The 11,651-nt window shown below is 71.7% G+C and carries 11 protein-coding genes; 7 read left to right on the top strand and 4 right to left on the bottom strand.

What is annotated here, in order from left to right:
• Window positions 1-29: 29 nt before the first annotated feature.
• From ACWEV0_RS30010 to ACWEV0_RS30020, 3 genes are all read right to left on the bottom strand, one after another.
• The gene (locus ACWEV0_RS30010; protein ID WP_453152798.1) at window positions 30-2,609 is read right to left on the bottom strand and encodes a protein kinase domain-containing protein; all 2,580 of its coding nucleotides are present in this window, start codon (window positions 2,607-2,609) and stop codon (window positions 30-32) included.
• Between the two features lie 113 nt (window positions 2,610-2,722).
• Entirely contained in the window at window positions 2,723-3,220 is a 498-nt protein-coding gene (gene greA, locus ACWEV0_RS30015; RefSeq protein ID WP_403795979.1) for a transcription elongation factor GreA, read from the bottom strand.
• A 213-nt stretch (window positions 3,221-3,433) separates the two neighbouring features.
• The gene (locus ACWEV0_RS30020) at window positions 3,434-3,835 is read right to left on the bottom strand and encodes a DUF4307 domain-containing protein (RefSeq protein WP_453152799.1); all 402 of its coding nucleotides are present in this window, start codon (window positions 3,833-3,835) and stop codon (window positions 3,434-3,436) included.
• Window positions 3,836-3,955: 120 nt separating this feature from the next.
• Here ACWEV0_RS30020 and mca point away from each other — a divergent pair, with 120 nt between their 5' ends.
• The 6 genes from mca (at window position 3,956) to ACWEV0_RS30050 (ending at window position 9,722) form a co-directional block, all read left to right on the top strand.
• Window positions 3,956-4,837, top strand: coding sequence for a mycothiol conjugate amidase Mca (gene mca / locus ACWEV0_RS30025; RefSeq protein ID WP_453152800.1), 882 nt, complete (start codon window positions 3,956-3,958; stop codon window positions 4,835-4,837).
• Window position 4,838: 1 nt separating this feature from the next.
• Window positions 4,839-5,072 carry a hypothetical protein gene (locus ACWEV0_RS30030; RefSeq protein ID WP_453152801.1) on the top strand — a complete coding sequence of 78 codons (234 nt, stop codon included), beginning with the start codon at window positions 4,839-4,841 and terminating at the stop codon, window positions 5,070-5,072.
• A 119-nt stretch (window positions 5,073-5,191) separates the two neighbouring features.
• Window positions 5,192-5,935, top strand: a complete 744-nt coding sequence (locus ACWEV0_RS30035; RefSeq protein WP_453152802.1) for an NADP-dependent oxidoreductase — start codon at window positions 5,192-5,194, stop codon at window positions 5,933-5,935.
• A gap of 295 nt (window positions 5,936-6,230) precedes the next feature.
• The gene (locus ACWEV0_RS30040) at window positions 6,231-6,626 is read left to right on the top strand and encodes a rodlin (protein ID WP_403795991.1); all 396 of its coding nucleotides are present in this window, start codon (window positions 6,231-6,233) and stop codon (window positions 6,624-6,626) included.
• Window positions 6,627-7,079: 453 nt separating this feature from the next.
• Window positions 7,080-7,583: a nucleoside deaminase gene (locus ACWEV0_RS30045; RefSeq protein ID WP_451605957.1), complete on the top strand. Its 504-nt coding sequence runs from the start codon at window positions 7,080-7,082 to the stop codon at window positions 7,581-7,583.
• A gap of 114 nt (window positions 7,584-7,697) precedes the next feature.
• Window positions 7,698-9,722, top strand: a complete 2,025-nt coding sequence (locus ACWEV0_RS30050) for a thioredoxin domain-containing protein (RefSeq protein WP_453152803.1) — start codon at window positions 7,698-7,700, stop codon at window positions 9,720-9,722.
• An 18-nt stretch (window positions 9,723-9,740) separates the two neighbouring features.
• Here ACWEV0_RS30050 and ACWEV0_RS30055 read toward each other — a convergent pair whose 3' ends face one another.
• Entirely contained in the window at window positions 9,741-10,760 is a 1,020-nt protein-coding gene (locus ACWEV0_RS30055; RefSeq protein WP_453152804.1) for an LCP family protein, read from the bottom strand.
• 525 nt (window positions 10,761-11,285) lie between these two features.
• Between ACWEV0_RS30055 and ACWEV0_RS30060 the strand changes: the two genes are divergently transcribed.
• Window positions 11,286-11,519: a chaplin gene (locus ACWEV0_RS30060; RefSeq protein ID WP_453152805.1), complete on the top strand. Its 234-nt coding sequence runs from the start codon at window positions 11,286-11,288 to the stop codon at window positions 11,517-11,519.
• The last annotated feature ends 132 nt before the right edge of the window (window positions 11,520-11,651 follow it).

Consider the following 11,651-nt stretch of genomic DNA (forward strand, 5'->3'; position numbering starts at 1 on the left):
AAACGTCCTCTCAGTACGTCACGCGTACGTCACTTCGGCAGTTCCACGGACACGACGGCACCCTTGTCGTACACGAGGTACGCGATCCCGCCGACCGGCAGCACCTCCGGCTGCCGGACCATCTTGGAGATGAACTCCCCCCAGGCGTCCTTGTCCAGCGCGTTCTCCTTGACCCGCGGGCCCGGTGCGCCCGGGATCGGCGTCACCTTCAGGCCGCCCGGCTTGCCGTCGGGGCCGAGCCGCACGGTGTAGAGGGCCGCGAAGTCGGCGTACACCACCTGGTCGCCGGCGAGCAGCGGCGTCGACCAGCCCTGCGAGAGGCCGGCCGCCGTGGGCTTCGCCGCGTAGGAGGCGAGTTCGTGGCCGTCCTTCGGGTCACTGACCTTCAGCGTGGCCGCGCCGGCCGATCCGCCGCTCGCCCACTCGTTCTGCCCGTCGTCGAAGCCGACGACCGCCTTCGGGGTGATCACCTCGGGGGTGAGCGCGCCGGCCGGGACGGCCAGGCTTCCCTTCGTGGCGAGGGTCGCCGCGTCCAGGAGCCGGAGCCGCTGCTGCACGTCGGTCGCGTGCGGGACGGTCAGGCAGTACGCGGACGCGCCGATCACCTTGATCGTCTCGCAGTCGCGCGCCTCCCGGTCGACCTGCCCGCGCAGGGCGCCGGTCTTCGCGTCGTACGCGACGATCCCGCCGTCGCTGAGCGCGTACACCGTGCCCTTCGCGTAGGCGATCGGCTCGAAGGCGCGGCTGTCGGAGTACGGGATGTCGTCGTTCGTCAGCGCCTTCGACCACAGCTTGCGGCCGTCGGCGAGGGCGTACGCGGTCATGCCGATCCGCTTGATGGTGGGGTCGTCGGTGGTGTTCGTCGCCGTGAAGACCGTGCCGTCGGCGACGATCGGCCGCGACGGCTCGCCCTGGGTGCCGAAGGGCTCGCCGCTCTTCTCCCAGCGGACCGCTCCGCTGCGCAGGTCGCGCACCTGGAGCTTCCCTTCCCCGGCCAGCACCACCACCGAGTCGTGGACGGTGGGCCGGGTGGCCTTGTCGATGATCCACGGGCGGCCGTGGCCCTGGAGCATGCTCTCGCCGCCCGGCTTGCCGCCGCCGAGCCCGGCCTCCCACAGCCGCTTCCCGTTCGCCGGGTCGAGCGCCTCGTACCAGCCGTCCGTCCGCCGGCACACCACCGCCTTCTCGTTCGCCGAGCAGCCGAGCGCGGGTGTCTTGAGCTTCGTCCGCCACGGCTTCCAGGCGGCCGGGCGCTGCGCGGCGCTCTGCGGCACGATCCCGGAGGCGTCGGCGAGGCCCCGGTCGTCCACGCCCGGGATTCCGGGCACGGAGGGCGCGGGCGCGCCCGCCACGGGCTTGCCCGGCTTCTTCTCCGGCCACAGCATGTATGCGCCGAGCCCGCCGCCGAGCACCGCGAGGGCCACGACGGCGGCGATCAGCCCCCGGCGCCGCCGCTTCTCCGGCGCCCCGGAGGCGGCCGTCGGTGCCCCGGTCGGCGCGATCGTCGGCGCGAAGTGCAGCCCGGGCGGGCCCGAGGTCACGACGGGTGCCTGCGGCTGGAGCGCCGGCACCTCGACCAGCGGGCCGCCCGCCGCGACCAGCTGGGCCAGCTCGCGCCCGTACTCGCCGATGTGCTCCCGTACGGCCTCCGGCCAGGCCGGGAGCCGCCCGCCGTCGCCGCCCAGGAGCTCGACCAGCGCCTCGGGCGTGGGCCGGGCCGCCGGGTCGGGCGACAGGCACGCGGCGATCACGGGCCGCAGCTCCTCCGGCACCCGGTCCAGATCCGCCTCGGCCTGCGAGACGCGGTAGAGGACGGCCGCCAGCGGGCCGTCGCCGAACGGGTCCTCGCCGGTCGCCGCGTAACAGAGGACGGAGCCCAGGCAGAAGACGTCCGAGGCGCCGGAGACGTGCCGCGCGCCCGCCACGTGCTCGGGCGACATGAAGGCGGGCGTGCCGACCATCATCCCGGTCGCGGTCATCGTGGTGGCGCCGCTGGCGCGCGCGATGCCGAAGTCGATCAGGCGCGGGCCGTCGACGGCGAGCATGACGTTGCCGGGCTTGAGGTCGCGGTGCAGCACGCCGGACGCGTGGATGTCGGCGAGGGCGCGGGCGATGCGCGCGCCCAGGGCGCGCACGGTGGCGACGGGCAGCGGGCCGCCCCGGCGGACGGCCTGGGAGAGGCTCGGTCCGGGGACGTAGGCGGTGGCGAGCCAGGGCACCTCGGCGTCGGCGTCCCCGCCGAGGGGCGCGGCGGCGTAGGCGCTGCGCACGAGCCCCGCGACCTTGATCTCGCGGCGGAAGCGGTCGCGGAAGGCGGGCTCGCCGGCGACGTCACGGCGTACGGTCTTGACGGCGACGTACTCGCCGGACGGCAGACCGTGACCACCGGGCCCGTCGGCCGCCCGGTCGTCGGCTCCAGGGCCGCCTGCGTGCGGCGCGCCCGGACCGCCGACGTGCGGCGCGTCGATCGCCCGCCCGCCCGCGTCCGGCCCGGTGTCCCGGCCCAGGTACACCTCGCCCATGCCGCCGGCGCCGAGCCGGGCCAGGATCTCGTAGGGTCCGATCCGTCGTGGCGCGCCCTCGCGCAGCGGTCCCAGCACGTGCCCCATCCCCCTTGTGTGGCCTGATGAGCCCGATCATTGCATGGGCATGACGAAGGGCCGGACCCGTTCGGTTTCACGGGGTCCGGCCCTTCACACGCGCAGGTGTCACACGGCTCGGCTCAGCCGGTGTACGGCTTCGCGCCGAGGATCTTCACCATCGCCATCTTGCCGTTCGGCAGCTCGTACTCGGCCTCGTCACCGACCGACTTGCCGATGACACCGACGCCGAGCGGCGACTGCGGCGAGTACGTCTCGATGGTGTCGCTCGCGTACTCGCGCGAGGCGAGCAGGAAGGTCATGGTGTCGTCCTCGTCGCCGTCGAAGGCGATCGTCACGACCATGCCGGGGCCGACCACGCCCGTGTCCTCAGGGGCCTCGCCGACCTTGGCGTTCTCCAGGAGCTGGGTGAGCTGGCGGACCCGGAGCTCCTGCTTGCCCTGCTCCTCCTTGGCCGCGTGGTACCCGCCGTTCTCGCGGAGGTCGCCCTCCTCGCGCGCCGCGGCGATCTTGGCGGCGATCTCGGTACGCGCGGGACCAGACAGGTACTCAAGCTCGTCCTTGAGCTTGTTGTACGCCTCCTGGGTGAGCCAGGTGACGTTGTCGCTGGTCTGGGTCACAGGTGCTCCTCGTAGGTACTGGGAATACAAAGCTCGCCCTGCGCGAATGCGCACACTTCAGCTTCCGCTTCCAGCGTGCGCCTTTCGAACGGGCGAAACCACGAGCCTAACAATGAGTGGCGAAAAGCGGGAGGACATAAACCACGGACTTTGCGTCACCCCAGGTCACCGAGGTGACCCGACGGAGGCTCTTCCCGCCTTCCCTACCCACCGCTACTGGGCCGTACACCCCAGCAGCTCGGCGTTGGTGGCCTTCGCCGTCGTACGGATCGAGTAGACCTTGTCGAGGCGGGCGTCGGGCTCGTCGACCCGGATGTCCTTGCGGCCGACCTCGGCGCCGTCGGCGGAGCGCGAGCGCAGGGTGCAGACGCCCTTGGCGTCGGCGTCCTTGCGGATCTCCAGGTGGACCTGGACCTCGGTGTCGCTGACCACCTCGAACTTGATCAGCTCGGCGCTGATCTTGTTGTCGGCGACGTAGTACCAGCCGAACCAGCCGATCATGGCCAGGAAGAGGGTGCCGAGCACGGCGCCGGCGATCTTGAGCTTGCGGTCGGCGCGCTCGTCCGCGGAGCGCCCGTAGCGCCCCTCGGGCAGCGACTCTCGCACCGCGCTCATGATCGTTCCTCTCGCCGTGGGCCGACCCGGCGCCGCACGCCAGGGGGCCGGAATTTTTCGCACCCCCGATTCCGTCACTATAGAGACCTTGCTGGGCGACGAATCACTGAGGATCGAGTCTTGACTGAGCAGCTGCGACTGATGGCCGTTCACGCGCACCCCGACGACGAGTCGAGCAAGGGCGCGGCGACCATGGCCAAGTACGTGTCCGAGGGGGTGGAGGTCCTGGTGGTGACCTGCACGGGCGGCGAGCGCGGCTCGATCCTCAACCCGAAGCTCCAGGGCGACCCCTACATCGAGGCGAACATCCACGAGGTGCGCCGCAAGGAGATGGACGAGGCCCGCGAGATCCTCGGCGTCGGCCAGGAGTGGCTCGGCTTCGTCGACTCGGGCCTGCCCGAGGGCGACCCGCTGCCGCCGCTGCCCGAGGGCTGCTTCGCCCTGGAGGACGTGGACGCGGCGGCCGGCCGGCTCGTCCGCAAGATCCGCGCCTTCCGTCCCCAGGTCATCACGACCTACGACGAGAACGGCGGGTACCCGCACCCGGACCACATCATGACCCACAAGATCACGATGGTGGCCTTCGAGGGCGCGACCGACACCGAGAAGTACCCCGAGGACGAGTTCGGCCCGGCGTACCAGCCGCAGAAGCTCTACTACAACCAGGGCTTCAACCGGCCCCGCACCGAGGCCCTGCACGAGGCCCTCCTCGCCCGCGGCCTGGAGTCCCCGTACGGCGACTGGCTCAAGCGCTGGGACGAGTTCTCCCGCAAGCCGCGCACCCTCACCACCTTCGTGCCGTGCGCGGAGTTCTTCGAGACCCGCGACAAGGCCCTGATCGCCCACCGCACCCAGATCGACCCCGACGGCGGCTGGTTCCGGGTCCCGATGGAGATCCAGAAGGAGGTCTGGCCGACGGAGGAGTACGAGCTCAGCAAGTCCCTCGTCGACACCTCCCTCCCCGAGAGCGACCTCTTCGCGGGCATCCGCGACAATGACTGACATGAGCGCACACCTGGCACTGACCCAGCTCGTCCCGTTCGCCGCCAAGGAACTGGACGAGAACAAGGTGACCCCCGGCGTCCTCGGCTTCGTCGTCTTCGCCGTCCTGGCCCTCGCGGTCTGGGGCCTGATGAAGTCCATGAACCGCCACATGCACAAGATCGACTTCACCGAGGCCCCCGACCCGGCGACGGCCGGCGCCTCGGGCGCGTCCGCCGAGGGCGCGGCGAAGTAGCGGCACGTACGCGTACGGGCCCCGGCACCGCCGGGGCCCGTACGCGCGCTGCCTACACCCCGCCCCCGCGCCCTGACGCTTCGGCCCCGACCCTTCGCCCCTAACGCGTCGGCCGGAACGTGCGCCGGTACGCGTCGGTGGGCGCCGGAGTGACGGTGTTCCGGGCCGGCGACGCGGTGTACGGGATGCCGCGCTTCCCGCACCCGGCCGGCGCGTACGCCGAGTACGTCACCGCCCCCGCCCGGCACTTCGCCCCCAGCCCGCGCGGCCTGACCCCCGTCGAGGCCGCCGCCCTGCCGCTGGCCGCGCTGACCGCCTGGCAGGCCCTGGTCGACACCGCCGGCGTCAGGCCCGGGCAGCGCGTCCTCGTCCACGCGGCGGCCGGCGGCGTCGGCCACCTGGCCGTGCAGATCGCCAAGGCACGCGGCGCGTACGTCATCGGCACCGCGAGCGCCGCCAAGCACGAGCTGCTGCGCTCCCTCGGCGTCGACGAGCCGGTCGACCACCGCACCCGCGACGCCGCCGGGACCCTCCGCGACCTGGACGTCGTCGTCGACCCGCTCGGCGGCCCCAGCCCGGCCCGCTCCCTGCGCACCCTGCGGCCCGGCGGCACCCTGGTCTCGCTCCTCCCGCTGGACGACTCCTTCCCCGCGGCGGAGGCCGGGAAGGCCGGGGTACGGGCGGAGTTCATGCTCGTCGAGCCCGACCACGCGGGGCTGCGGGAGATCGCCGCCCTCGTCGAGAGCGGCCGGCTGCGCGTCCTGGTGGAGGAGGTGTTCCCCCTCGCGGAGGCCGCCGCGGCCCACGTACGCGGGGAGACGGGCCGCACCACCGGCAAGCTCGTCCTCTCCGTGGCCACCTGATCCCGTCGCCCCTGACCGCGCTCCGGCGGGCCGCCACTCGAACTGTCCGGTTTCCGGGGTCCCGCGCCGCTGTGGCGCGCGGCGGGGAGCGAGGTCGCGGGCCAGTGCTCCCAAGGGGTCCTGGTCAGGGCGCGAAAGCCCGAACGGCTGGCCGTCGACCTGCCGTCCGATGGCGTTCATCTGACGGATACCGCCATCGAGTGACCCCCCGGAACCAAAACTCCTGCGGGCAGTTGATCAGGGCGCTTCGGACAACGGAGCAGTTCAGGGCCATCGAGCTCAAGAAGGAAGACTCGTGATCAAGAAGGTTCTTGCTACCGCTGCTGTCGCGGCCACCGTCGCCGGCATGTCCGCGACCACGGCGATGGCGGCCGGCAACGACGGCGGCAGCGCCAACATCATCGGCAACCAGTCGAAGCAGTCCATCGGCAGCAACTCCACCGGTGGCTACATGAGCCCGAACTTCGGTCTCGTCAACGGTGGCGTCCTGCACTGCTTCGACGTCCAGAAGGTCGAGGCCCAGGTTCCGATCGGCGCCCTCATCGGTGTTCCGATCGCCGTCCAGGACGTCCTCGGCAACCCGGTGTCGAACCAGACCTGCACCCAGAACTCCGTGCAGCAGAAGGGCGACGACGCGCTGTCGCACATCCTGGGCGAGGTCCTCTCCCAGAACGGCAACGTCGGCGGCTGATCCTCGGCACCGCGCTGAAGCGGCCCCGTTCCTCGCAGAGCCAGTGCGAGGAGCGGGGCCGCTTGTCGTATGAGTGCCCTGCCAGGCACCCTTTTCACACGCCGTACACAATTGTTTAACCCTGAGTGACAAGATGACCGATTCGGCTCTTGTAGAAATCCACGAAGTCCTCGTCCGCGGCCGCTGAGGTCTTCATGTCTTCCGCCCCTGGCTGGTTGTGCACGCTCGGCTGTGTACTCCTCACAAGAGCGGAACGAAGCAAGGGACGGGGTGCCATGGACTTCCTCCGACCCGCCACCCCGGCGGACGCCGTGCCTCGCCCGCACCCGGTCGCCCCCGAGCACACCCGCGGCGCCCCAGCCGTGACTCCCGCCACTTCTTCCATCCCCTCCCCGGCCGCGCTCCGCGGCACAGCCCGGGGAATCCCCCAGCACCGCCGAAAAAGGAGCCACCGTGTCTGCTCACACCCTTGAGACGAGCACCCAGGAACTCGAGCGCACCTGGCTGGACAAGGCCATCGAGCTCGCCACCACCAGCGTGGCGAACGGCGGCGGCCCGTTCGGCGCCCTCATCGCCAAGGACGGCGAGATCGTCGCGCTCGGGAACAACAAGGTGACCTCGAACCTGGACCCGACGGCGCACGCCGAGGTGACCGCGATACGCAACGCCTGCCAGGCCCTGAACACCTTCTCGCTCGAGGGCTGTGTCCTCGTCACGTCGTGTGAGCCGTGTCCGATGTGTCTCTCCTCCGCCCTGTGGGCGCGCGTCGACCGGATCATCTTCGCCGCCGACCGCGACGACGCCGCGGTGGCCGGCTTCGACGACCGCAAGTTCTACGACCTCTTCGAGGCGCGGCCGGACGCGGCCTGGCCGGCCGCGATCGAGCGCCTGGAGATGTCGAACCGCACCGCGCCGTTCGACGCCTGGCTGGCCAAGACCGACCGCATCGACTACTGATCCACGGTCCCTCCCCGCACAGCACCCCGGCCCCCGGTTCTCGACGCGAGAACCGGGTCCGGGGTGTTCCGTGGCGTATGGGCGGGGCGCGGGCGCGTGCGCAAGGATGGGAGCATGCCGAACCGACTGGCGGACGCCACTTCCCCGTACCTCCTTCAGCATGCGGACAACCCCGTCGACTGGTGGGCGTGGGAGCCCGCCGCCTTCGAGGAGGCCCGGCGGCGCGACGTGCCCGTGCTCCTGAGCGTCGGCTACAGCTCGTGCCACTGGTGTCACGTGATGGCGCACGAGTCCTTCGAGGACGAGACGACGGCCGCGCTGATCAACGAGCGCTTCGTCGCCGTCAAGGTCGACCGCGAGGAGCGGCCCGACGTCGACGCCGTCTACATGGAGGCCGTGCAGGCCGCCACCGGCCAGGGCGGCTGGCCCATGACCGTCTTCCTCACCCCGGACGCCGAGCCCTTCTACTTCGGCACCTACTTCCCGCCCGAGCCCCGGCACGGCATGCCGTCCTTCGGCGATGTCCTCGAAGGCGTCTCGCACGCCTGGACCGAGCGCCGCGGCGAGGTCGGCGAGGTCGCCGGGAAGATCGTCAAGGACCTCGGGGCCCGCTCCCTCGCGTTCGGCGGCGAGGGCGTCCCCGACGACTCCGAGCTCGCCCAGGCGCTGCTCGGGCTCACCCGCGAGTACGACGCCAAGCACGGCGGCTTCGGCGGCGCGCCCAAGTTCCCGCCGTCCATGGCCCTCGAGTTCCTGCTGCGCCACCACGCCCGCACGGGGGCCGAGGGCGCACTCCAGATGGCCGCCGACACCTGCGAGGCCATGGCCCGCGGCGGCATCTACGACCAGCTCGGCGGTGGCTTCGCCCGCTACGCCGTGGACCGCGCCTGGGTCGTGCCGCACTTCGAGAAGATGCTGTACGACAACGCGCTGCTCTGCCGGGTCTACGCGCACCTGTGGCGGGCCACCGGCAGCGACCTGGCCCGCCGGGTCGCCCTGGAGACCGCCGACTTCATGGTCCGCGAACTGCGCACCGCCGAGGGCGGCTTCGCCTCCGCGCTCGACGCCGACTCTGACGACGGCAGCGGCAGGCACGTCGAGGGCGCCTACTACGTGTGGACCCCCGCCCAGCTCACCGACGTCCTCGGCGCGGACGACGCGGCCTACGCCGCCCGCCACTTCGGCGTCACCGAGGAGGGCACCTTCGAGCACGGCAGCTCGGTGCTCCAGCTCCCGCAGGACGCCGGTCTCGCCGACGCCGAGCGGATCGCGTCCATCCGCGGGCGGCTGCTCGCCGCCCGCGAGGAGCGCCCCCGCCCCGGCCGCGACGACAAGATCGTCGCCGCCTGGAACGGCCTCGCCGTCGCCGCGCTCGCCGAGACCGGCGCCCTGCTCGACCGCCCCGACCTGGTCGAACGCGCCACCGAGGCCGCCGATCTGCTGGTCCGGCTGCACCTCGACGACGGCGCCCGGCTGACCCGTACCTCCAAGGACGGGCACGCCGGCGGCAACGCCGGAGTCCTGGAGGACTACGCCGACGTCGCCGAGGGCTTCCTCGCGCTGGCCGGCGTGACCGGCGAGGGAGTGTGGCTGGAGTTCGCGGGCTTCCTGCTCGACATCGTCCTCGACCAGTTCACCGCCGAGGGCGGCGTGCTCTACGACACCGCCCACGACGCCGAGCGGCTGATCCGCCGCCCCCAGGACCCCACCGACAGCGCCACCCCGTCCGGCTGGACCGCCGCGGCCGGCGCGCTCCTCTCGTACGCCGCGCACACCGGCTCCGAGCCGCACCGGGCCGCCGCCGAGGCCGCCCTCGGCGTGGTCAAGGCGCTCGGGCCGCGCGCGCCCCGGTTCATCGGCTGGGGACTGGCCGTCGCCGAGGCGCTGCGCGACGGGCCGAAGGAGATCGCCGTGGTCGGCGCCCCCGACGACGAGGGCTTCCGCGCCCTGTGGCGTACGGCCCTGCGCTCCGGCGCGCCCGGCGCGGTCCTCGCCGCCGGGCTGCCCGACGGCGAGGAGTTCCCGCTCCTGCGGGACCGGCCGCTGGTCGGCGGCAGGGCCGCCGCCTATGTCTGCCGGCACTTCGTGTGCGACGCGCCGACGACCGACCCGGAGCTGCTGGCCCTCAGGCTGCGCTGAGGCGGCAGCCGAACCGCGCTAGGCGCAGAGCATCGGCTTCCCTTCGAGGGGCTTGTACTCGCCGAGCTTGGTCTGGCTGTGGTACTTCGGGTTGGGCTTCGGCAGCCTCTTGTCCGCGCGCAGCTGCGCGAAGACCTCGGCGGCGTACTTCTCGTCCCACGAGATCGTCGCGCCGACGCCCGGGATGAGCGGGTTGATCTTCAGGATCGGCACGGTGGCGAACTCGGTCCGCTCCGGGGTGAGGTTCCGCAGCCGGGCCGCGAGCGTCAGGAGCTCCGGCGTGCTGATCGCCCGCTCGGCCTTCGCCTTGCCGCGCAGGGTCTCGGCGAACCAGCGCAGCCAGTCGGAGTCCCGGAACAGATGGGTGCGGACCTCGCGCAGCGTGTTGACGATGAAACGCTGCTGCTTCTTGATCCGCCCGAAGTCCGCCTCGCCGTCCGCCTTCCGGGAGCGCACGTACTGGAGCGCCTCGCCGCCGAGGACCCGGCGGGTGACGCCCGCCTTGAGGTCGATGCCGGTGGCCGGGTCCTTGAGGTTCTTCTTCGAGCAGACCGGCACGCCGTCGATGACGTCGACCGTGTCCATGAAGCGGCGGAAGTCGATCTCCAGGTAGCGGTGGACGGGGACCCTGGTCAGCGCCTCGACGCGCTCGATCACGAAGGGTGCCCCGCCCTGCTTCCAGGCGCTGTTGAGCTTGGCCTGGTGGGCGGGGACCATCTCACCGGTCCGCTGGTCGCGGTGCGCGGGCAGCGTGGTGAGCGAGTCGCGGGGCAGGCTCACCACGCTGACCCGGTCGTTGTCGGCGGAGACGTGCACCAGCATCATCACGTCGGTGCAGCCGCAGTCCTTGTTGCCGATGTTGTACTTCACGCGCTCGACGGGGGTCACGCCCGCCCGCGAGTCGACGCCGACGAGCAGGATGTTGAGCCCCTTGCCGGGAGCCGGCAGGCCGGGCGGGGCGGCGGCGAGGGCGCCGCCCGCGCCGAGCGTGGCCAGGGCCGTGGACAGGAGCAGCAGACGTCTGCCGGGAATTCTCATGCCGAAACGTTAAATCGGTCGTCGTCGCACACAGGTACGCGACGCGACATGCACAGTTCGAATCACCCACCCGCTGCGCCTGTGTCATGATGCCGAGACCTCCCGAGTCCTCCCGAGTCCTCCCGAGACCTCAGCGGAAGGAGCGAATATGGCGCCTGATCCCGGGAAATGGGAGCGGATGGCCTTCATTCCGAAGAGCCGTTATGTATCCGACCCGCCCGTCACCGACCGGGAACCGTTCCCCCTCTATTCCCTGCTCGCCCACCAGTGGACCCAGGCCGGACGGGCCGTTCCGGGAGTTCCCGACCGTGAGTGGGAACGGCTCATGAGAACACCTATCTGGCCGCGCTGAAGTCAAGTCGGCCCGGCAAGCGAGTGAATTCGGCCGGTCGGACCATCAGAAAGTTTCCTTTCCGTGGCAGGGTCGTTGTGAAACCGTGCAGCGGAATGCGGGCGCACCCCGTGCGTGCCCGCGCGTCACGAAATCCGTGAATTCTCTTCCGCCGCAGAAAGGATCCAGACGAAATGAAGTGCAAGAAGGCTGCGGTCGTCGTCGCCGGTCTGCTCATGGCCATGGGTGCCGCCGCTCCGGCGATGGCCGACGCCGACGCCCAGGGCTACGCGGTCGGCTCCCCGGGCGTCCTGTCCGGCAACGTGGTCCAGGTCCCGATCCACCTGCAGGCCAACGTCTGCGGCAACAGCGTCAACCTCATCGGTGCGCTGAACCCGGCCGTCGGCAACGTCTGCATCAACGCCTGACCTTCGGGCGGACCGGGCCGGCCCCGCGGAGCGACCACCACGCTCCCCGCCGCCGGGCCGGCTCGGTGACGGGGGCCGCGTCGCGTCCCCCCCCCCACCCGACCCCCAATCCCCGCCCCCCCGCGCCACCCC

The sequence above is a fragment of the Streptomyces sp. NPDC003943 genome, assembly GCF_053605265.1.